The following is a 19,911-nucleotide window of genomic DNA, read 5'->3' on the forward strand; positions in this document are numbered from 1 at the left end:
TCTCCGGTGCGGTGAAGCGCGTACGGCTTCACCGCACCGGAGGCCGGTCAGGCCTCGGCCCCGGCACGCTCGGGCGCGACGGCCTGCTCGGCACCGGCGGGGCGCGCGGCCGGGATCAGCGCCGCGATGCCCGCGGAGACGAGCGCGAGAGCGCCGCCGACCAGCAGCGCGGTACGGAAGCCGCTCTCGGAGGCGAAGGTGTAGCCGCCCATGGTGGTGGTCATCTGGGCGAGGATCACGCCGATGACGGCGGCGCCGATCGAGGTGCCCAGCGAACGCATCAGCGTGTTGAAGCCGTTGGCGGCGGCGGTCTCGGAGAGCGGAACGGAACTCATGATCAACGCGGGCATCGCACCGTAGGCGAGGCCCACACCGCTGCTGGTGACGATACCGACCAGCATCAGCCCCCAGGCGGAGCCCATGAGCGCCATGGACACGCCGTAGCCCGCGGCGATGACGAGGGCACCGCTGATGAGGGTGAACTTCGGCCCGCGTGCGTTCGTGAGCTTCCCGCCCAGCGGGGAGACGACCATCATCATGAGCCCGCCGGGCGCCATCCACAGACCGGCCGCCAGCATCGACTGCCCCAGCCCGTAGCCGGTGGCCTTGGGGAACTGCAGCAACTGCGGCAGCACGAGCATGCTGGCGTACATACCGAAGCCGATGAAGACCGAGGCCACGTTGGTGATCAGCACCCGGGGGCGGGCCGTGGTCCGCAGGTCGATCAGCGGCTCCTTGGTACGCACCTCCCACAGGCCCCAGACCACCAGCACCACGACGGCGGCGACGAACAGCCCGATCGTGGTCGCCGAACCCCAGCCCCAGTCGGCCCCGTTGGAGACCGCGAGCAGCAGGCAGACCAGGCCGACGCCGAGACCGAGGGCGCCGAGAACGTCGAAGCGCTGCCCCTTGGCGCCGGCCGGCACGTCCGGGACCAGGAACCAGATCAGTATCGAGACGAGGGCGGCCAGGACCGCGGAGCCCCAGAACAGGACGCGCCAGTTCGCGTACTGGGCGACCGCCGCGGCGATCGGCAGGCCGAGGGCGCCACCGATGCCCATGGAAGCGCTGACCAGGGCGATGGAGGAGCTGAGCTTCTCCGCGGGGACCACGTCCCGCAGAAGGGCGATACCGAGGGGCAGCATGCCCATGCCCATGCCCTGCAGCCCACGCCCGACGATCATGGGCACGACGGAGGAGGAGAGGGCGCACACCACCGAGCCCGCCACCAGGGGCACACAGCACACGAGCAGCATGCGGCGCTTGCCCAGCAGGTCGCCGAGGCGCCCGGACACCGGGACGCAGACCGCCGCCACCAGCAAGGTGACCGTGATCACCCAGGCCGCGTTCGAGGACGTGGTGTGCAGGATCTGCGGCAGCTTCGCGATCAGCGGCGTGACCAGGGTCTGCATGATCGCCGCCGTGATACCGGCGAGCGCCAGGGTGGCGACCACGCCGCCTGGGCGGGCTGTTGACTGGGGGGCGCCCATAGGGGGACTCCTCGGATGTCTTTCGGGAACAGGGAGACAAGGATGTGCATCGTACACACGATATGCATCGACCATATGATGTGGTGCGTACATGCTGCGTGAGAGGATGAAAGGTGCCGCGCGCTGGAGAGACGGAGTGCGACGGCCGCACGAAGCAGGAGGCTCACGCACATGAACAGGCCGACGCACGAGGTCGAGTACGAGCAGATGCTGCTCAGCCGCCACAGCTTCCTGCACCAGAGAGGCGGCCGTCTCCAGAACAGCACGCTGGAGCGCAGCGCCTACATCCTGCTCAGCCGCATAGACGTGCAGGGGCCGATGTCGATCGGTGAACTGAGCGACGCCTTCGGGCTCGACGCCTCCACCCTCAACCGCCAGACCGCCGCCGCGATGCGCGCGGGTCTCGTCGAGCGCATCCCGGATCCGGACGGCGGCATGGCCCGCAAGTTCCGCATCACCGACAAGGGCGAACGCTCGCTGGAGGAGGAGCGCGCGGGCATCGTCGACAGCCTGGACCAGGTCATGGCCGACTGGCCGGAGGACGACATCGCCGCCTTCGCGGGCTACCTCAAGCGCTTCAACATCAGCATCGAACGCATCGCCGGTCGCCCCTGGCCCCGCCCGTAACAGGCGCCGCACCCGACCCGTACGCCCCGTAGCGGCACCCCGGCACCCCGGCACCCCTTCACCCTCCCTCACCCACCGCACCCGGCTGACTACGATCGGCGCGGGACGTCGGGAGGAGCGGTGATGGCGGCGCGCCAGGGACCTGCGGACGGCGGTACGGAACGGGACGGCGAGCCGGGGCGGGCGCTGCGCGTCGCCGTGGTGGTGCTGGTGGCCGCGTCCGGCGCGGTGGAGGCCATCTCCTTCACGGCCCTCGACCATGTCTTCGCCGGTGTCATGACGAGCAATCTGGCCCTGCTGGGCATGGCGATCGGCCGGTCCAGCGGCGCGGGCGTCACCGCGGCACTGCTGGCGCTGGCGGGGTTCGGCGCGGGCGCGACGGTGGTCGCCTGGGTGACCCACGGCCGGAAGGGCGTCCCCGCGTACTGGCCGCCCCGCGTGCTGCTCTGCCTGGCCGGTGAGGTCGCGCTGCTCGCGGTGGGCGCGGGCGTCTGGGCGGCCTCGGGCGGGGCGCCGGGGGCGGTGGCCCGGGACGCGTTGCAGTGCGGGGCGGCGCTGGCGATGGGCGCGCAGGCAGCGGCGATGGTGGCGGCCGGGCGGGCCGCGGCGCCGACGACGTATCTGACAGGGACGCTCGCCACCTACATCGTGCGGGGCGTGGGCAGGGCCTCCGCGAGGCCCGACCGATGGGTCCCGGCCCGGTTCGGGGCGCTGATCGCGGGCGCGGCGGCTGCCCTGGCGCTGCGCCGGGCCGCGCCCGCGTGGGCCGGAACGCTCCCCCTGGTCCTGGTCATGGCCGCCGTCCTGACCGCCTGCGGCCCTCTCCTGGCGCGGCGGTCGGCGACGGGCGGCCGGACCGGTACGTAGTGCCCCGGCAGGCAACGTTTGCCCGTGAGGAGCGGCGTCCGGTGCGTGCTCTCGGTGTGCCGGACGGAAGCCCTCGTACTGGACGTACGTGGGCTTTCGTCCGGTGCGGCGACAGTACGTGCCGGGCGTCGCGACGGGGCGAGCGTTGCCTGCCGGGGCACTAGCGGAACGCGTGGGCCACGCCTCAGACGTGGCGAGCGCGGGCCGCGGCAAGGGCGGGCAGCAGTCGGTGCGCGTTGTCGTGGTTGATGTGACGGCGCTGCTGCTCGTCCAGAGCGGGGTCGCTGTCGAATGCCGGGGTGGTGACGCCCGTGACCAGATGGGCGGGGGTGGGCGGCCAGTCGGTGCCGTACAGGATCCGGGAGGAACCCACGGCGGCCAGCAGGCTCGGGGTGGCCGAAGGGGACATGGGACCGGCCGTGTCGTAGTAGAAGCGGTGCAGGTAGTCGCGCACCTGGGCCGGCTCCACCTTGGGCTCCAGATGGTGGCCGAACACCTCGACCCGGCCGGCGATGTAGGGCAGGAAGCCGCCGCCGTGCGGCAGGATGAAGGTGATGTTCGGGTAGCGGTCCAGGGTCCCGTTGACGATGAGACTGAGGGCCGCGCGGGTGGTGTCCATCAGGAAGTCGCACAGGAAGGGCGGGACCCCTTCGAGTCCGCCCTCCCCGCCGGGGACCTCCATCGGGTGTGTACTGACCACGGCCGAGCGTTCGTTGAGTTCGGCGAGGATCCGGTCCTGTGAGGGGTGCCCGAGATAGACGCCCTTCACGCTGGTGCGGACGCTGGCGCCGATCGCCCCGAGTTCGTCCATTCCGTGGGTGAGCGACCAGAGCGAGAGATCGGGGCTCTCGAGGAAGACGGGGGTGTAGAACGCGAAGCGGTCGCCGTGGCTGTCGGCGAGGTCCCTGGCGGACTGCAGGGCGATGCGCGCGCTCTCCTTGCGCAGCTTCGGTTCCTGGAGGCGTCCCAGCATGGCGACGGTGAAGACGCTGGTCCTGATGCCCGCCTCGTCCATCATCGCGAGAGCCGTGCCGGCGTCCCACCGGGTCCATGGCGGCAGGCTCTCGCGACGGATGATGTCCTTCCGCTCCGCCCAGTCGATCCATTCCGGCGCGGTGTAGTGATGGTGTACGTCCACGCGCGCCGTGCGCGCATCGCCTGATGCCGATGTGCCGTTCTCCGTGTCCGCCATCGGAGCCGCGGCCGTGCGCGGTGGTGTCATGGACTTACCCCAATCCTGGGTAGCGCCAGCAGAGTTGACGTGTGCTTACGGGTCGTGGGGCGGTCAGCGTCCGAGGACCTTGAGCAGGGCGTCGGTCAACTCCCTCTCCCCGTCCGCCGGTTCGGCGTCGGACCGCCAGGCCACGAAGCCGTCCGGCCGTACGAGGACCGCGCCGTGCTGTGTCGTGCCGTACACCGACGGCCAGTCGGGGCCGTCGCCGGTGCGCAGGTCGCACTCCGCGGTGTCACCGACCAGGTAGGCGTCGAGCGGGACGTTGAGCCGTGCGCCGACGGTCCGGCCGGTCCGACGCCACCGCGGGCCTCCGCAGAGCAGCACGAAGGAGCGCTCGTACAGGTCGATGGTGGACACGGTCACGCCGTCGCGCGTGACCCACATGTGCGGTGCACGGGTGCCGGGCTGGGCCCGCAGGTTCAACTGGTCCGGGATGATGGGCTCGTCCGCCGCCGCGCCGACGACCGCGTCGGACACGTACCGGTAGCCCAGCGCCGTGGTCATGAGGTCGGAGACCTCCGTGGACGTGGTCCTGACCGTGTAGCCGGGGTGCTGTTCGCGCGCCGCCTGCACCGTCGCCCGCGCGCTGGTGGCCTGCGCCACGGGGCGGCGCTCGACCTCGTAGCTGTCCAGGAGCTTCGGGTCCGCCCAGCCGCGCAGCACCGCCGCGATCTTCCAGGCGAGGTTGTGCGCGTCCTGGATACCGGTGTTGGAGCCGAAGGCCCCGGTCGGTGGCATCTCGTGCGCGGAGTCGCCGATGAGGAACACGCGGCCGTCCTGATAGCTGTTGGCCACGCGGTCCGCCGCGTGCCAGGGCGCGCGTCCGGTGATCTCGACGTCCAGGTCACGGACGCCGACCGCCGCCCGGATGTGCTCGATGCACCGGGTGTCGGTGAAGTACTCCTCGGTCTGGCCGCGTTCGGGGAACCACGGCACGTGGAAGACCCACTGCTCCTCGTTGTCCACGGGCAGCAGCACGCCCTCGCCGTCGGGGTCGGTGACGTAGCAGACGACGAAGCGCTGCTCTCCGGTCACCTCGCGCAGCAGCTTGCTGCGGAAGGTGACGCTGATGTTGTGGAACAGGTCACCCGGTCCCGAGTGCTCGATCCCGAGCCGCTGGCGCACCGGGCTGCGGGGACCGTCGGCGGCCAGCAGGTAGTCGGCGTGCACCGTGCGGGTCTCACCGGATTCCCTGGACTGCACGAGAGCCCGTACACCGTCGTCGTCCTGGGTGAAGGACAGCAGTTCCGTGCCGAAGCGCACGTCCCCGCCGAGGCTGCGGGCGCCTTCGAGCAGCACGGGTTCCAGATCGTTCTGGCTGCACGCGCAGCGGACCGTCGAGCACACATCGGCCTCCGGCGCACGGCCGGTGATCCGTCCCGACAGCCAGCGCTGGTTCCCGCTGTGCAGGGTGTCCACCTGGAGAATTCCGTGGTTCCCCGACAACGTGGCCGCGGCCTTGCGGATATGCGGCTCGAGCCCGGCGGTGCGGAACAGCTCCATCGTCCGCATGTTGTTGCCGCGACCGCGTGGATGCGCGGAAGTGGCGGCATGGCGCTCGACGACACGATGCCGGATTCCGACGCGCCCGAGGAAAACAGACGCGGACAGGCCTACGAGTGACCCCCCTACGATCAGGACGGGCACGTGGTCATTGCCGCGATCATTCATCATGTGTTCTCCTCTGCGGGAAGCATCTCTGTGGCGCAGCGGCCGAGGGTTTCCATGACGCACTCCCTGTCCTTGTGCCACGCAGCGCGGGGCAGGACGCAGTAACCACCCGAACAGGGCAAGGCCTTCGCAGCGCCGCTCGGGTGATGTGCGCGTGGATGCGATCGGGCGAACCGCGTTTACGAGCGAGATTCGGCCGGGGAGTGACTGAGGGCATCTCATGTATCCGCCGTCCCGCGGCCGGGGCGGAAGCCATTCAGGAAGGCTGAAGAATGACTCAGCTCGACGAACGGGACGCCACGGACTCGACAGCGGAGGCGATCTCGGCGGCATCGCGCGGCTCAGCGGAGTATCGCGCCGATCCCTATCCGGTGTACGCGTGTCTGCGCGAGTCGGCCCCGGTCTGTCATCTGTCTCCGCCGCACGGGGTGGACACCTATCTGATCACGCGGTACGACGACGCGAAGGCCGCGCTGACGGACCCGCGGATCAGCAAGGACATGTACGCGGCCATGGACGCTTACCACACCATCTTCGGTGACTCGTCCGTGGCGCTCGACGACAACATGCTCTTCTCGGACCCGCCCAAGCACACGCGATTGCGGCGCATCGTCAACAGTGCGTTCAGCCCACGGCGTATCGAGTCCCTGCGGCCCCGTATTCAGCAGATCACCGATGAACTGCTGGGGAAGTGCGTCACGACGGAACCCGTCGATCTCCTGGCGTCGTTCGCGTTTCCGCTGCCGCTCATCGTCATCTGCGAATTGGTCGGTGTTCCCGAGAACGAGCGGGAGGACGTGCAGAAGTGGTGCGCCGTGGTGGCTCGTACGGGGTTCAGCAAGGCGGACAAGGACAAACTGGCGGTGGCGGAGGGGGCGTTGCGGGACTACTTCGCCGAACTCATCGCGCGCAAGCGGGAGAACGCCTCCGATGACCTGCTCGGCGCCCTGATCCGCACGCAGGACGAGCAGGGCGCCATGACCGACGGCGAACTCCTTTCCACGCTTTGGGTGTTGCTCTTCGCCGGGCACAAGACGACCGCGTATCTCATCGGCAATGCCGTGTTCAATCTGCTGACCCATCGCGATCAGTTGGAGAAGGTGCTGGCGGATCCGGACCTTCTGCCGAACGCGATCGAGGAGGTCATTCGCTTCGAGGGCTCGGTGGAGAACGCGACGTTCCGGCACGCGCTCGAGGACATCCCCATGCGGGACACGGTCATTCCCAAGGGATGTCTCGTCCAGGTGGCGGTGTCCTCCGCCAACCGGGACCCGGAGAAGTTCGAGTCGCCGGACACGTTCGACGTGGAGCGCAAGGGGCTGCAGAGCGCTCATCTCGGTTTCGGCAGCGGACCGCACTACTGCCTCGGTGCGCCCCTGGCCCGGATGGAGATGCGGATCGCGCTGACCACGCTCTTCGAGAAGTTCCCTCGGGTCGACCTCGTCGCTCCCGCGCGGGAGGCGGAGTGGCTCAAGGTTCCCTTCCCCGCGTTCCGCGGGCTGGAGCGGCTCCCCGTCGCCCTGGATCCGACACAGCTCTGACGTCGTCCTCCCCCACGCCCCCCGTGCGGCCCGACCGGCCGTGCGGGGGGCGACGTGTGGTCCCGATGGTCCCGACGAAGATCGACCCGCCATCCGTCCATGCCGCCTTCTGCGTCAGACTGCTCCCAACCCCCGTGCTCGACACGGGAGAAGCGACCGTTGCGGTTTGAGGAGAGGCGTCCGTTGAACACTGCCACCGCGGCCACCGAGAGCTACTACGAACGCATAGACGAGCACCGTTACAAGCCCACGCCCCACGCGGGTGGTGCCTGGGACACCGACGAGCAGCACTTCAGTCCGCTCGGTGGTCTCGTCACGCATGCGATCGAGCGTCATCTGGCCGCGCGCCCCGATCATGACCTGCTGCTGTCCCGGATCAGCTTCGACATCCTCGGCCGGCTCGCCCTCGACGAGTGCGAGATCCAGGTGGAGACCGTCCGGCCCGGCCGCACGATCGAGCTCCTCGAAGCCGTCGTCCGTATCGCCGACCGTCCGGTGGTGCGGGCGCGTGCCTGGTGCCTCGCCACCGTGGACACCGCGGCCATAGCGGGTGGTCCCGACGGCCGGCTCCCCTCTCCCGAGGGGCTCGACTCCTGGCGGATGCGCGATCTGTGGCCCGGTGGCTTCATCGCCTCCGTGGACGTCCGCCCCGTCATGCCGCCGCAGCCGGGGCGGGCGACGGCCTGGGTCACCACTCCTCTCGGGCTGGTCGCCGGGGAGGAGACCGGCCCGGTCGCGTCGTACGTCTCGCTGGTCGACACCGCCAACGGCATCGCCGTACGGCAGCCGCCCACGGCGTGGATGTTCCCCAACGTGGACCTGACGATCCACCTCCACCGTCGGCCCGAGGGCCGCTGGACCGGGCTCGACACCTCCGTCACCTTCGGTCCGACCGGCCAAGGGGTCACCAGCACCGTGCTGCACGACATCGCCGGTCCGCTGGGGCATGCCGAGCAGATCCTCACGGTCCGCCCGCTGCCGGGCGCCTGAGCGGGCGGCCTCGGGGCCGAGGGGCAGTCGTGGAATGTTCAACCAACCCGTGGCGTTGTGCGGGCGAAGGAGGTCTCGAGTGGACACGACGTACTACGAGCACGGGACGCCCGCGGAGCGCTGGGAGCGGGCGCGGATGTTCTTCGACGCCAAGGACTACTACGCCGCGGCGCGGGTCCTGGACGGGTTGGTCGACGAGGTGCCGGAGCAGACCGGGCCGCGGCTGCTGCTGGCACGGGCGTACTACCACTCGGCTCAACTCCGGCGCGCAGAGGCCGAGTTGCGCACCATCGTGGAGCGTGACCCGGTGGAGCGGTACGCCCGGCTGATGCTGGGGCGCACGCTCGAGCGTCAGGGGCGCGGTGACGAGGCACGGCCGCATCTGCGGATCGCCTCGGCGCTCGCGGGTGAGGTCCCGCAGGAGTGACCCGCCGCGCGCGGCGGGTCGGCGGCGGCCCGTGTCCGACGGGGCGGGCACGGGCCGTCTTCGCGTACCCGGTCAGCCCCGGTAGGCCTCCAGCAGGCGCAGCCAGACCTCGCTGATCGTCGGGAACGAGGGCACCGCGTGCCACAGGCGGCTGATCGGGACCTCTCCGGCGACGGCGACCGACGCGGAGTGGATCAGTTCGCCGACGCCGGGGCCGACGAAGGTGACGCCCAGCAGGGTCTCACTGTCGAGGTCGACGACCATGCGGGCGCGGCCTCGATAGCCGTCGGCGTACAGGTTCGCGCCCGCCGCCGACGACAGATCGACGTCCACCGCGCGGACCCGGCGGCCCGCCCGTTCCGCCTCGGCGAGGGAGAGTCCGGCGGAGGCGGCCTCCGGGTCGGTGAAGACGACCTGGGGCAGGGCGGCGTGGTCGGCGGTCGCCGCGTGGGCGCCCCAGGCGTCCGTCTCCAGCAGCGGCACCTGTGCGGCACGGGCCGCGATGACCGAGCCCGCGATCCGCGCCTGGTACTTGCCCTGGTGGGTGAGGAGCGCGCGGTGGTTGACGTCGCCGACCGCGTAGAGCCAATCGCTGCCCGTCACCCGCAGGGTGTCGTCGACCGTCAGCCAGGAACCGGGTTCCAGGCCGACGGTGTCGAGGCCGATGTCCTCGGTGCGGGGTGTCCGGCCGGTGGCGAAGAGGATCTCGTCGGCCTCCAGACGGTCGCCCGTGTCCGTGACGACCACGACGGTGTCCCCCTCGCGCCGGACCGACTCGACGGAGGTGCCCGTACGGACGTCGGCACCGGCCTCGGTGAGCGCCTCGGTGACCAGTTCCCCGGCGAAGGGTTCCATGCGGGTCAGCAGGCCCTTGCCGCGGACGAGCACGGTGACCCGGGAGCCGAGGGCCCGCCAGGCGGTGGCCATCTCGGCCGCGACCACACCGCCACCGACGACGATCAGCCGCTCGGGGACGTACTTCTCGCTGGTCGCCTCGCGGCTCGTCCAGGGCCTGACCTCGGCGAGCCCCGGCAGGTCGGGCAACTGCGCGCCGCTGCCGGTGCACACGGCCACCGCGTGCCGGGCGGTGAGGACGTGGTCCTCGCCTCCGGGGCCGGTCACCGTGACCCTGCGCGGCCCGGCCAGCCGCCCGTGGCCCCGGTACAGGTCGGCGCCGATGCCGTCCAGCCAGGCGACCTGGCCGTCGTCCTGCCAGCCGGAGACCATGGCGTCGCGGTGGGCGAGGACCGCGGGCACGTCGAGGGAACCACCCGCCGCCTGGCCGACGCCCGGGACACGGCGGGCGTCCGCGCGGGCGATGACCGGGCGCAGCAGGGCCTTGCTGGGGATGCAGGCCCAGTACGAACACTCGCCGCCGACCAGTTCACTCTCCACGATCGCGGTGGACAGTCCGGCCGCACGGGTGCGGTCCGCGACGTTCTCCCCCACGGGCCCGGCACCGAGCACCACGACGTCGTAAGCGATGGGATCCGTTTCCGTCATGGGGCCAGTCTGGAGGGTGGTGTGCGCGGTGGCCACACGGGTACACGCGCGGAATACATGGACGCGGCGTCGGTGTTGACGAAGCGAACCGAACACCAGGAAGCAGGGATACACACCATGAGCAGCACCGTGGAGCTCACCAAGGAGAACTTCGACCGGACGGTCCAGGACAACGAGTTCGTCCTGATCGACTTCTGGGCGTCCTGGTGCGGGCCGTGCCGTCAGTTCGCGCCGGTCTACGAGAAGGCCGCGGGTGCCAACCCCGACCTGGTGTTCGGCAAGGTGGACACCGAGGCGCAGCCCGAGCTGGCGGCGGCCTTCGGCATCCAGTCGATCCCGACGCTGATGATCGTCCGGGATCAGGTCGCCGTGTTCGCGCAGCCGGGCGCGCTGCCGCAGGACGCGCTGGACGACCTCATCGGGCAGGCCCGCAAGCTGGACATGGACGAGGTCCGCAAGGCGGTCGCCGCGCAGCAGGCGCAGGGCGAGGGCAGCGGTCACTGACCTCGGGCCCCGGGGGGCGGTCAGGGCGCTGACCGCCCACTCCTTCTCAGGGCCCCTCGCCGGACGTTGTTCCTCAGGGCCCTCTCCATACGTTGTCGAAGGCCGCCTTCTCCACGGCGCGCCGCTGTCGTACGGCGGTCAGTTCCGTCACCGCGTCGTCGACGGCGGCCAGTACGGTCGGCGTCGCCGCGCCGGTCTCCTCCGGGAGTTCGCCGGCCGGTGTCTCGCGGATCCCCACGGCCGTCGCCAGGGCGGCGAGTACGGGCTCCTGCGCGGCCCAGCGGTCCGCCGCCTCGCGCCGGGCGAGCGAGTCGGCCAGCGCCGCCTCCCCGGTCCAGGACGGCAGCCAGCGGCGCTGCGGCCGGGTGAGCAGGCCCTCCTCCTCGAATCCGGCCAGGTAGGTGGCGGACAGGCCGCGGCCCCGGCGCCACAGCCAGTCCTCGACCGACTCGTACGGCGGCTGCCGCACGAGCGAGGACCCGGCCTGCGCCAGCAGGCGGTCGTCCGTCACGGGCGGATCGCTCGGCACGATGAGGTCTCCGTCCAGGAGGAGGGCCCGGACGTCCATGAGGTCGATCAGCTCGGCTCCCGCGAGCGCGAGCGACAGGTCGCCCTGTTCCACGGGACGGCGGGGAGCGGCGTCGAGGGCGACGATCAACAGGTCCCGTGCGGTGGTCATACCTGGCCCCCTGTCGACGGCATCAGTGGCAGGTCCATGGCTGAGCAGGTCCGAAGCCGATCCGGTCCCTGGCAGAGCGGACGCCTACGGCGACAGTAGCGCGGCCCTTCTCTCCTGTCCCGGCCGTCCTGTCCGGCCGTCGTCCGCCACCAGATGCACCCCGGGCACGGGACCGCGATTCTGGAGGCAGGGGGCAGACCCACCAAGGAGGACATGATGTCTGTGATGGACAAGCTCAGGCATCTGCTGAAGGGCCACGAGGAACAGGAGAGCAGGGGCATCGACAAGGGCGGCGACTACATCGACGACAGGACCCAGGGCAGGTACTCGGATCAGATCGACCAGGGCGAGCAGACGGCCCAGGACCGGATGCGGTCGCAGCAGGACGACACCCCGCCCCAGTAGACCCGAACCCGGGCAGCACGGATCGGGCACCGGTCGTCGTCTCGGCAACGGCCGTGCCCGCGGGGCGGGTTGACGCCGCTGTCGTCGTACGGCACGCCGACCCGGTCTTCGCGATGCGCGGGCGAGGCTCTACCGTGGAGCCGCGTGACTGCCTTTACCGATGAAGACATCCCCGGCCGCTACGGCTCGTCCGCGACCACCGAGGCCGACCCGCGGGACGTGGGCCGCGTACGGACCGAGTACTCCCCCTCGCACGACGGCGATCCCGACCCCGGTGAGATCGTGTGGACCTGGGTGCCGTTCGAGGAGAACGACGGGCGCGGCAAGGACCGTCCGGTGCTCGTGGTCGCCCGGGAGGCCGCCGGGACGCTGCTCGCCGTGCAGTTGACCAGCAAGCGGCATGACGGCGAGCGGGACTACGTGCCGATCGGCAGTGGGCCCTGGGACCGGACGGGGCGCGACTCCTGGGTGGACGTCGACCGCGTACTGCGTCTGCACGACGGCGGTATGCGGCGGGAGGCGTGCGCCCTGGACCGGATGCGGTTCGACCTCGTGCGGCAGCGGCTGCGGGAGCGGTACGGCTGGAACTGAGGCCTGAGGTCCGAGGCCTGAGGTCTGAGGCCTCAGGTCCGAGGACGGTCGGGGTTCAGCCGGGTATCGGTTCAGCCGGGTATCGACGCGCCCACCTTGGCGAATACGCGTTCGAACGCGGCGCGTGTCGTCGTCCCTCGCGTGCGGTCCAGGACGGCGAAGACGACCTCCTCGAAGCAGCCCTCGAACCGTCCCCCGACCAGCAGTTCATGGAACGCCCCGGCCACCTGCGCCGGGTCGTTCCGGAACACGCCGCAGCCCCAGGCGCCGAGCACCAGCCGTCCGTAGCCACAGGCAGCCGCTGTCTCCAGGACGCGTTCGGCGCGGGCCGCGAGGGTGCGCGGCACTTCTGCCACACGGTCCGGTCTCTTCTGCCGTACGACGCCCGCGTTCGGTGCCGCGGCGGTCAGGAAGCCGACCTCGTACGGCGTGTCGAGCAGGTTCCCGCGGTCGTCGCGGAAGACGGGGACGGCGGGTGAATGGATGACACGGTCCGTGTAGAACGGGTCGCGGTGCTCGCGGTGGTGGTCGTAGAACTCCCGCGCCTCACGGACGCACGCGTACAGCGCGGAGGCCCGGCACAGGGCCTCCTCCTGCGCCTGCGCCCCGTTGAGGAAGCCGCCGCCGGGGTTGCGAGCGGAGGCGAAGTTCAGCACGGCCACCGGATCACTCGATCGGGTGACGAGGCGGTGGGCCGCTTCCAGACTGCTCTCCCCGGTGACCTCGAAGGCCGTGACGACCGCGGTCCGCGGCCCGATCCGCGGCACGGGGACCGGGCCCGGCCCGAACATCCGAGTGCCCGCGCGGGCGGCCTCGACCGCCGCCGCGAGAGGCACCGTACGCCCGTCGGACCTGCGGTAGCCGCCCGCCTCGACGATCTCCTGTGTCTGCTGTGCGATCCCGCGCAGGCGTGCGCTCACGGCGCCACCCCCGTGGGCGCCGTGAGGCCGCCGTGCGCGACCTCCCCCATCGTGCTCATGCACGCATGGTGAGCGATGCTGGTCCTGCGTCGCAACGGAGTTTCCCCGTCCGGTGACCGCCGTTCCGGGACCGGCTGAACAGCGGCCGGGTCGCTGGGAACGCACACTGCGCACCCTTGTCGGATTCCGTACGAGGGCCTTGGGTGGACGGGCGACACCGGCCCGGCGCATCCGACCGCGGGTCGGCGACATCGTGGAATCTCAGGAGGATCCCTGACATGTCCGATGCGGTGAGTGACAGTACGGAGTCCCGCTCCGCCGTCACCGAGGCCGAGGTGGAGGCGCTGATCCACGGCATCTGTTTCAAGACCGGACCGCCCCGCCGACTCGGTGTCGAAGTGGAGTGGTTCGTCCATGAGCTGCGTGACCCGCGGCTCCCGGTCCCGTCCGAACGTCTCGAAGCGGCCTACACGGCGCTGCGGACCCTGCCCCTGAGTTCGGCGCTCACGATCGAACCCGGCGGCCAGTTGGAGCTGAGTTCCGCTCCGGCCGCCTCCCTGATGGAGTGCGTCGGGTCCGTCTCCGCCGACCTCGACGCCGTCCGCACCCTGCTCCGCACCGCGGGGCTCGGTCTCAGCGGCTACGGCCACGATCCCTGGAACCCCCCGCGCCGCTACCTTCGCGAGCCGCGCTACGACGCCATGGAGAGCTACCTCGACCGCACCGGTCCCGAGGGCCGGTGCATGATGTGCTCCTCCGCCTCCGTCCAGGTCTGTCTGGACGCGGGATACGAGGAGCCGGGGCCGCTCGGGTACGGGCGGCGCTGGTGGCTGGCACACCATCTGGGCGCGGTGCTGGTCGCCGCGTTCGCCAACTCCCCCGTGGCCCGGGGCCTCCCGACGGGCTGGCGCTCGACACGGCAGTCCCTGTGGGCGGCCATGGAACCGGGGCGCTCCTGCGCGCCGCGCATGAACGGCGACCCACGCGGCTCCTGGGCCCGGCATGTGCTGGACGCACCGGTGATGTGCGTCCGGGCCGAGAGCGGGCCGTGGCGGGTGCCGGAGGGCATGACCTTCCGGGCCTGGACCCGCTCCGCCCGCCCTCCGGGCCGCGGCGACCTGGACTACCACCTGACGACCCTGTTCCCGCCCGTCCGGCCCCGCGGCCATCTCGAACTCCGTATGATCGACGCCCAGCCGGGCGACGACGGATGGGTCGTGCCGCTCGCCGTGACGGCCGCGCTCTTCGACGACCCCGAGGCGGCCGAGACCGCCTACCGGGCGGTCAAACGCCTTGCGGAGCGGGCCGCTTCACAGCCTCCCCCGGGCAATCCGCTGTGGGTCGCCGCCGCGCGCGACGGCCTGACCGACCCCGAGCTGCACGAGGTCGCCGCCCTCTGCTTCACCGCCGCGATCGAGGCGCTGCCCCGGCTCGGCGCGACCGGTGAAGTCCTTGGCGCCGTCCTGGAGTTCACCGACCGCTATGTGGCCCGGGGCCGCTGCCCCGCCGACGATCTGCTGCCCAGGGTCTACGGGAAGGACATCCGCACATGACCGACGAGACGTCGCCGTTCGACCCGGACGCCCTGCGCGAGCGGGCCCTGGACGCGCTCACCACGGCCCGTGCCCGCACCGCGCTGCTGACCACCTGCGTCGACGAACCCGATCTCGTGGCCCAGCACTCGCCGTTGATGTCACCGCTGGTCTGGGACCTCGCGCACATCGGCAACCAGGAGGAGCTGTGGCTGCTGCGCACGGTCGCGGGGCGGGCGGCGATGCGGCCCGAGATCGACGGACTGTACGACGCCTTCGAGCATCCGCGCGCCGAGCGGCCCTCCCTGCCGCTGCTGCCGCCCGACGAAGCCCGCCGCTACGCGGCCGAGGTGCGCGGCCGTGCCCTGGACGTGCTGGAGAGCACACCGCTCCAGGGGCGGCGGCTGACGGAGGCGGGGTTCGCCTTCGGCATGATCGCCCAGCACGAACAGCAGCACGACGAGACGATGTTGATCACCCATCAGCTTCGCAAGGGGCCGCAGGTGCTCACCGCGCCGGACCCCGCGCCCGCGCCCGCGTACTCCGGCCCGGCCGAAGTCCTCGTGCCCGGCGGCCCGTTCACCATGGGCACCTCCACCGAGCCCTGGGCGCTGGACAACGAACGCCCCGCGCACCAGCGCGCGGTCCCGGCCTTCCACATCGACACCACCCCCGTGACGAACGCCGCCTACCAGGCCTTCATCGAGGACGGGGGCTACGACGACGCACGCTGGTGGACCCCGGAGGGCTGGGACCATGTCCGCGCGCACGGCCTTCGGGCACCGCTGTTCTGGCGCCGCGAGGGCGCACAGTGGCTGCGGCGACGGTTCGGCGTCACCGAGGTCGTACCGCCCGATGAGCCGGTGCTGCACGTGTGTTGGTACGAGGCGGACGCGTATGCGCGCTGGGCGGGGCGTCGGCTGCCCACCGAGGCCGAGTGGGAGAAGGCGGCCCGCCACGACCCGGAGACGGGCCGCTCCCGACGCTACCCCTGGGGCGACGCCGACCCGACGCCCGAGCACGCCAACCTCGGTCAGCGGCATCTGCGCCCCGCGCCCGCAGGAAGTTACCCGGCCGGGGAATCACCGCTGGGGGCGCGGCAGTTGATGGGTGACGTGTGGGAGTGGACAGCGAGCGACCTGTTGCCGTACCCGGGGTTCACCGCCTTTCCGTACAAGGAGTACTCCGAGGTGTTCTTCGGGCCGGAGTACAAGGTGCTGCGGGGCGGTTCGTTCGCCGTGGACCCGGTGGCCTGCCGGGGCACGTTCCGTAACTGGGACTATCCGGTCCGGCGGCAGATCTTCTCCGGATTCCGAACGGCACGGGACGCCTGATGTGCCGTCATCTCGCGTACCTGGGACCCGAGGAGCCGCTGGGGCGGCTTCTCGTGGAACCGCCGCACAGCCTCTACCGCCAGGCGTGGGCCCCGCGGCGGCAGCGCCACGGGACCGTCAACGCCGATGGTTTCGGCGTCGGTTGGTATGCGCAGGGAGACCCGGTACCGGCTCGTTACCGCCGGTCCGGCCCCCTGTGGGGCGACCAGTCCTTCGCCGATCTGGCCCGTGTCGTCCGCTCCGGTGCCTTCCTCGGCGCCGTACGGGACGCGACCGTGGGCGGCGCCGACGGGGAGGCCGCGGCGGCGCCGTTCGCCGCGGGCCCCTGGCTGTTCAGCCACAACGGGGCCGTCACCGGATGGCCCCGTTCGATGGCCGCGCTCACCCGGTCGCTGCCCCCGGTCGACCTGCTGTCGCTGGAGGCGCGCTGTGACGCGGCGTTCATCTGGGCGTTGCTGCTGCACCGTCTGCGCGACGGTGACCAGGAGGGACAGGCGCTGGCCGACACGGTGCAGGAGGTGGCCGCGGCGGCCCCCGGCTCCCGGCTCGTCCTGCTGCTCACCGACGGCGAGACGATCGCGGCGACCGCCTGGGGCGACACCCTCTGGTACCTCACCGACCCCGGATTCGGGGAGCCCGCCGTCGTCGTGGCCTCCGAGCCCTACGACGACGACCCGCGCTGGCAGGAGGTCCCCGACCGCACCCTGCTCACGGCGAGCCGCACCGACGTCCTGCTGACCCCTCTCAAGGACCCCGCCGAGGACCCCGCCGCCGACCCCGGCGGCACCTCCCCCCACGACCCCCACGACCTCCACGCCCCCCGCGATCCCATGCCACCCCCACCACCCAAGGAGTCAGGCTCGTGAGCCCGTTCCGCGTGACCCGCACCCTGCCCCTCGACGCCACGGACGCCGCGCTGCGCGACGACGTCCTGCACGGCCTCACCCTCCCTCAGTCCCTCGACCCCGGAGACGACGGGGGCGGGCCCGTACTCAAGACGCTGCCACCGAAGTGGTTCTACGACGCGTACGGCAGTGAACTGTTCGAGCAGATCACCGAGTTGCCCGAGTACTACCCCACGCGCGCCGAACGGGAGATCCTGCTCGCCCGCTCCGGGGAGATCGCCGCCGCGACCGGCGCACGGACCCTGGTCGAGCTGGGCTCGGGCTCCTCCGAGAAGACCAGGCACCTGCTGGACGCGCTCACCGGCCTGCGTTCCTACGTACCGGTCGACGTCAGCGAGAGCGCGCTGCGCCAGGCGGGGCAGGCGCTGCTCGCCGAGCGGCCGGACCTCGACATCCACGCGCTCATCGCGGACTTCACCACCGGCCTCACCCTGCCGGAGGGCACGCCCGGTCCACGCCTGGTCGCCTTCCTGGGCGGCACGATCGGCAATCTGGTCCCGGCCGAGCGCGCCGCGTTCCTCGCCGCCGTACGGTCCCTGCTGGAGCCCGGGGACGCCCTGCTGCTCGGCACCGACCTGGTGAAGGACCCGTCGGTCCTGGTGGCCGCGTACGACGACGACGCCGGGGTGACCGCCGCGTTCAACAAGAACGTCCTGACCGTCGTCAACCGCGAGTTGGGCGCCGACTTCGACCCCGCCGCGTTCACCCATGTGGCCCTGTGGGACGCCGAGCACGAGTGGATCGAGATGCGGCTGCGCTCGCGCACGACCCAGACCGTGAAGATCCCCGCGCTCGGTCTCGCGGTCGACTTCGCGGCGGGCGAGGACCTGCGCACGGAGGTGTCGGCGAAGTTCCGCGAGGAGCGCGTACGTCAGGAACTGACCGCCGCCAGGCTGGACTTGACGCACTGGTGGACGGACGAGGAGCGACGGTTCGCGTTGTCCCTGAGCGTGGCGCGCTGACGACGGCCCGCGCGCCGTGCGATCATCCCTCGCCGAGGGTGCGGGTGATACGGCGTGAGGCGGCTGTCGCCTCGACCGCCGGGTCCGCGCCCTGCAGCACCCTGGTCATCCAGGTCTTGATCGGGTTGTCCGCCTCGACCGCCGCCCAGGCGGGCGCGGCGGGCGTCGCCCGGCCGTGGGCCGCGCCCGCGGCCATGGCTGCGGCGCCCTCCTCGCCCGCGACGGCTTCCGCCAGGGTCGTCTTGTTGGGCACGTAGTCCATCGTGCGGGCCAGGTCCCTCTGCCAGGTGGCGCTGGTGAGCGCGGCGACGACCGCGGTGGCGGCCCGGCGGTCGCCGGTGTTCTTGGGGACGACGAGGTCGGAGCCGCCGGTGAAGACGGCACCGGGCCGGTCGGCCGTCTTGCCGGGGACCGGGAAGTACCCCAGCTTGTCCTTGAGTTCGGGGTTCTTGTCCACGATGGCCTGGGCGAGTCCGGGCACGGCCACGATCTGCGCCACATGCCCCTTCGCGAACACCCCGGACTGCGGCGGGTGTTCCTCGTCGGCGGCCACGGGCCCTTCGCCCAGCGCGTGGAGTTGCTGGTAGAACCGCATGCCGCGCGCTGCGGCGGGGGTGTCGAGGGTGCCTTCCCATCTCCCGGCCGAGGACTGCTTGGCCAGGTCGCCGCCCTCGTCCCAGATGAAGCCGGAGAGGGTGTACCAGTCCTGCCCCGCCAGGTAGATCCCTTGGTTCCCGGCGGTGTTGAGCTTCGCCGTGTCCGTGAGCCACTGCTCGCGCGTCTTCGGCGGCTCGGCGATACCGGCCTGCGCGAAGAGGTCCTTGCGGTAGATGACGACGCGGTTGGCGGCGTACCAGGGGATGCCGTACTGGTGTCCGCGGTAGCTGCCCGGCTGGGCGAGTCCGGGGAGCCAGTCGTCCCTGCCCCAGTCGCGCATCGACTCCAGGGTCAGGTCGAGCAGTCCGCCCCCGTCCACGTACTGCGCGACCTGGGTGTTGCCTACCTCGATGACATCGGGGCCGTCGCCGTCGCCCCGCTTGAGCGCCGCCTGGACCTTCTCGCCGATCCCGGTCCACTGCTGGATGCGGATGTCGAGCCGCAGATCGTCGTGGGTCCGCTCGAACTCCTTGGTGAACCGGTCGAGGAACGCCGCCGAGGCGCTGTCCTTCATCAGCCACACCGTGACCGTGCGCCGTCCCGGCCCGCCGTCGGGGAGGACCGAGCATGCGGTGAGGAGTGACGTGGATACGCAGACGAGGGCGAGGAGGCGATGTCTCACGGAGGGTCCTGTTCAGCCTTGCGGGCAAGCGGCGAGGGGGCCCGACGTGGGGGAGGAGCGCAACGCTCGTACGGGGTGCCCCGATTTTGGTATGGACCAATGCCGGGGGTCAAGGGTCGCGTTGCCTCGCGGTCCGCCTCGCCGTACGGCACGGTGGAGTGACGCGCGAGGCGCGCGAGACGCACGCCAGGAGAACCGCGAGACGCACGCCACGAGAAGAGGAGCGCCGGCATGTCCGACCACACCTATCGGGTCACCGAGATCGTCGGCAGCTCGCCGGACGGCATCGACCAGGCGATCCGCAACGGCATCACCCGCGCCTCGCGAACCCTGCGCAACCTGGACTGGTTCGAGGTCACGCAGGTCAGGGGCCATCTGGAGAACGGGGAGATCGACCACTTCCAGGTCGGTCTGAAGGTGGGCTTCCGACTGGAGGACGGCGACTGACCC

The 19,911-nt window shown here is 71.3% G+C and carries 20 protein-coding genes; 13 read left to right on the forward strand and 7 right to left on the reverse strand.

The features are described from left to right. Positions 1 to 47 precede the first annotated feature (47 nt). A complete protein-coding gene (locus NGF19_RS15940) occupies positions 48 to 1,490 on the reverse strand; it encodes an MFS transporter (protein ID WP_252425568.1) in 1,443 nt (480 codons plus the stop codon). A gap of 171 nt (positions 1,491 to 1,661) precedes the next feature. Between NGF19_RS15940 and NGF19_RS15945 the strand changes: the two genes are divergently transcribed. Together NGF19_RS15945 and NGF19_RS15950 are read left to right on the forward strand one after the other, a co-directional pair. Beyond that, positions 1,662 to 2,117, forward strand: a complete 456-nt coding sequence (locus NGF19_RS15945) for a MarR family winged helix-turn-helix transcriptional regulator (protein WP_252425570.1) — start codon at positions 1,662 to 1,664, stop codon at positions 2,115 to 2,117. A 123-nt stretch (positions 2,118 to 2,240) separates the two neighbouring features. Then, positions 2,241 to 2,984, forward strand: a complete 744-nt coding sequence (locus NGF19_RS15950) for a DUF1275 family protein (protein WP_252425571.1) — start codon at positions 2,241 to 2,243, stop codon at positions 2,982 to 2,984. A gap of 184 nt (positions 2,985 to 3,168) precedes the next feature. On the opposite strand, the gene NGF19_RS15955 is transcribed toward NGF19_RS15950, so the two are convergent. Together NGF19_RS15955 and NGF19_RS15960 are read right to left on the reverse strand one after the other, a co-directional pair. Continuing rightward, positions 3,169 to 4,206, reverse strand: a complete 1,038-nt coding sequence (locus NGF19_RS15955) for an amidohydrolase family protein (protein ID WP_252425573.1) — start codon at positions 4,204 to 4,206, stop codon at positions 3,169 to 3,171. A 63-nt stretch (positions 4,207 to 4,269) separates the two neighbouring features. Beyond that, positions 4,270 to 5,889 (reverse strand): FAD-dependent oxidoreductase, encoded by a 1,620-nt coding sequence (locus NGF19_RS15960; protein WP_252425618.1) that lies wholly within the window; start codon positions 5,887 to 5,889, stop codon positions 4,270 to 4,272. A gap of 272 nt (positions 5,890 to 6,161) precedes the next feature. Between NGF19_RS15960 and NGF19_RS15965 the strand changes: the two genes are divergently transcribed. From NGF19_RS15965 to NGF19_RS15975, 3 genes are all read left to right on the forward strand, one after another. Beyond that, entirely contained in the window at positions 6,162 to 7,430 is a 1,269-nt protein-coding gene (locus NGF19_RS15965; RefSeq protein WP_252425574.1) for a cytochrome P450 family protein, read from the forward strand. 183 nt (positions 7,431 to 7,613) lie between these two features. Then, the gene (locus tag NGF19_RS15970) at positions 7,614 to 8,420 is read left to right on the forward strand and encodes a thioesterase family protein (protein ID WP_252425575.1); all 807 of its coding nucleotides are present in this window, start codon (positions 7,614 to 7,616) and stop codon (positions 8,418 to 8,420) included. 79 nt (positions 8,421 to 8,499) lie between these two features. Then, entirely contained in the window at positions 8,500 to 8,847 is a 348-nt protein-coding gene (locus tag NGF19_RS15975) for a tetratricopeptide repeat protein (protein ID WP_252425576.1), read from the forward strand. Between the two features lie 72 nt (positions 8,848 to 8,919). Here NGF19_RS15975 and NGF19_RS15980 read toward each other — a convergent pair whose 3' ends face one another. Further along, complete coding sequence (locus NGF19_RS15980) at positions 8,920 to 10,350, reverse strand: dihydrolipoyl dehydrogenase family protein (protein WP_252425577.1); 1,431 nt, start codon at positions 10,348 to 10,350, stop codon at positions 8,920 to 8,922. Positions 10,351 to 10,407: 57 nt separating this feature from the next. On the opposite strand from NGF19_RS15980, the gene trxA reads away from it, so the two are divergent. After that, entirely contained in the window at positions 10,408 to 10,854 is a 447-nt protein-coding gene (trxA, locus tag NGF19_RS15985) for a thioredoxin (protein WP_289735065.1), read from the forward strand. 73 nt (positions 10,855 to 10,927) lie between these two features. Here the strand turns inward: trxA and NGF19_RS15990 are convergent, their stop codons facing one another. Further along, positions 10,928 to 11,533: a GOLPH3/VPS74 family protein gene (locus NGF19_RS15990; RefSeq protein WP_252425579.1), complete on the reverse strand. Its 606-nt coding sequence runs from the start codon at positions 11,531 to 11,533 to the stop codon at positions 10,928 to 10,930. A gap of 213 nt (positions 11,534 to 11,746) precedes the next feature. On the opposite strand from NGF19_RS15990, the gene NGF19_RS15995 reads away from it, so the two are divergent. Next, the gene (locus NGF19_RS15995; protein WP_372505664.1) at positions 11,747 to 11,938 is read left to right on the forward strand and encodes an antitoxin; all 192 of its coding nucleotides are present in this window, start codon (positions 11,747 to 11,749) and stop codon (positions 11,936 to 11,938) included. Between the two features lie 144 nt (positions 11,939 to 12,082). Then, positions 12,083 to 12,529 (forward strand): type II toxin-antitoxin system PemK/MazF family toxin, encoded by a 447-nt coding sequence (locus tag NGF19_RS16000; RefSeq protein ID WP_252425580.1) that lies wholly within the window; start codon positions 12,083 to 12,085, stop codon positions 12,527 to 12,529. A gap of 71 nt (positions 12,530 to 12,600) precedes the next feature. Here the strand turns inward: NGF19_RS16000 and NGF19_RS16005 are convergent, their stop codons facing one another. Continuing rightward, positions 12,601 to 13,449 (reverse strand): TIGR02452 family protein, encoded by an 849-nt coding sequence (locus NGF19_RS16005; protein ID WP_252425581.1) that lies wholly within the window; start codon positions 13,447 to 13,449, stop codon positions 12,601 to 12,603. Positions 13,450 to 13,727: 278 nt separating this feature from the next. On the opposite strand from NGF19_RS16005, the gene egtA reads away from it, so the two are divergent. From egtA to egtD, 4 genes are read left to right on the forward strand one after another with little or no spacing between them, the layout of a single operon-like run. Next, positions 13,728 to 15,002, forward strand: a complete 1,275-nt coding sequence (egtA, locus tag NGF19_RS16010) for an ergothioneine biosynthesis glutamate--cysteine ligase EgtA (protein ID WP_252425583.1) — start codon at positions 13,728 to 13,730, stop codon at positions 15,000 to 15,002. Beyond that, positions 14,999 to 16,315 carry an ergothioneine biosynthesis protein EgtB gene (gene egtB, locus NGF19_RS16015; protein WP_252425584.1) on the forward strand — a complete coding sequence of 439 codons (1,317 nt, stop codon included), beginning with the start codon at positions 14,999 to 15,001 and terminating at the stop codon, positions 16,313 to 16,315. Before egtA ends, egtB begins: the two co-directional genes overlap by 4 nt. After that, positions 16,315 to 17,181 (forward strand): ergothioneine biosynthesis protein EgtC, encoded by an 867-nt coding sequence (gene egtC, locus NGF19_RS16020; RefSeq protein ID WP_252425585.1) that lies wholly within the window; start codon positions 16,315 to 16,317, stop codon positions 17,179 to 17,181. Before egtB ends, egtC begins: the two co-directional genes overlap by 1 nt. Beyond that, positions 17,178 to 18,182: an L-histidine N(alpha)-methyltransferase gene (egtD, locus tag NGF19_RS16025; protein WP_252425586.1), complete on the forward strand. Its 1,005-nt coding sequence runs from the start codon at positions 17,178 to 17,180 to the stop codon at positions 18,180 to 18,182. Before egtC ends, egtD begins: the two co-directional genes overlap by 4 nt. Before the next feature lie 22 nt (positions 18,183 to 18,204). Here egtD and NGF19_RS16030 read toward each other — a convergent pair whose 3' ends face one another. Beyond that, on the reverse strand, positions 18,205 to 19,461 hold the full coding sequence (locus NGF19_RS16030; RefSeq protein ID WP_252425587.1) for an extracellular solute-binding protein: 1,257 nt from the start codon (positions 19,459 to 19,461) through the stop codon (positions 18,205 to 18,207). Positions 19,462 to 19,692: 231 nt separating this feature from the next. Between NGF19_RS16030 and NGF19_RS16035 the strand changes: the two genes are divergently transcribed. Next, entirely contained in the window at positions 19,693 to 19,908 is a 216-nt protein-coding gene (locus NGF19_RS16035; RefSeq protein WP_252425588.1) for a dodecin, read from the forward strand. The last annotated feature ends 3 nt before the right edge of the window (positions 19,909 to 19,911 follow it).

This window comes from Streptomyces macrolidinus, from assembly GCF_023887685.1.
GTDB lineage: Bacteria > Actinomycetota > Actinomycetes > Streptomycetales > Streptomycetaceae > Streptomyces > Streptomyces macrolidinus.

Excerpts from the sequence above, each read along its gene's own strand:
- NGF19_RS15955 (WP_252425573.1), bottom strand. The coding sequence starts at position 4,206 with ATGACACCACCGCGCACGGCCGCGGCTCCGATGGCGGACACGGAGAAC.
- NGF19_RS15990 (WP_252425579.1), bottom strand. The coding sequence starts at position 11,533 with ATGACCACCGCACGGGACCTGTTGATCGTCGCCCTCGACGCCGCTCCC.
- egtA (WP_252425583.1), top strand. The coding sequence starts at position 13,728 with ATGTCCGATGCGGTGAGTGACAGTACGGAGTCCCGCTCCGCCGTCACC.
- NGF19_RS15980 (WP_252425577.1), bottom strand. The coding sequence starts at position 10,350 with ATGACGGAAACGGATCCCATCGCTTACGACGTCGTGGTGCTCGGTGCC.
- egtB (WP_252425584.1), top strand. The coding sequence starts at position 14,999 with ATGACCGACGAGACGTCGCCGTTCGACCCGGACGCCCTGCGCGAGCGG.
- NGF19_RS15950 (WP_252425571.1), top strand. The coding sequence starts at position 2,241 with ATGGCGGCGCGCCAGGGACCTGCGGACGGCGGTACGGAACGGGACGGC.
- egtC (WP_252425585.1), top strand. The coding sequence starts at position 16,315 with ATGTGCCGTCATCTCGCGTACCTGGGACCCGAGGAGCCGCTGGGGCGG.
- NGF19_RS16035 (WP_252425588.1), top strand. The coding sequence starts at position 19,693 with ATGTCCGACCACACCTATCGGGTCACCGAGATCGTCGGCAGCTCGCCG.
- NGF19_RS15945 (WP_252425570.1), top strand. The coding sequence starts at position 1,662 with ATGAACAGGCCGACGCACGAGGTCGAGTACGAGCAGATGCTGCTCAGC.
- NGF19_RS15995 (WP_372505664.1), top strand. The coding sequence starts at position 11,747 with ATGATGTCTGTGATGGACAAGCTCAGGCATCTGCTGAAGGGCCACGAG.
- trxA (WP_289735065.1), top strand. The coding sequence starts at position 10,408 with ATGGACGCGGCGTCGGTGTTGACGAAGCGAACCGAACACCAGGAAGCA.
- NGF19_RS15960 (WP_252425618.1), bottom strand. The coding sequence starts at position 5,889 with ATGAATGATCGCGGCAATGACCACGTGCCCGTCCTGATCGTAGGGGGG.
- NGF19_RS15965 (WP_252425574.1), top strand. The coding sequence starts at position 6,162 with ATGACTCAGCTCGACGAACGGGACGCCACGGACTCGACAGCGGAGGCG.
- NGF19_RS15940 (WP_252425568.1), bottom strand. The coding sequence starts at position 1,490 with ATGGGCGCCCCCCAGTCAACAGCCCGCCCAGGCGGCGTGGTCGCCACC.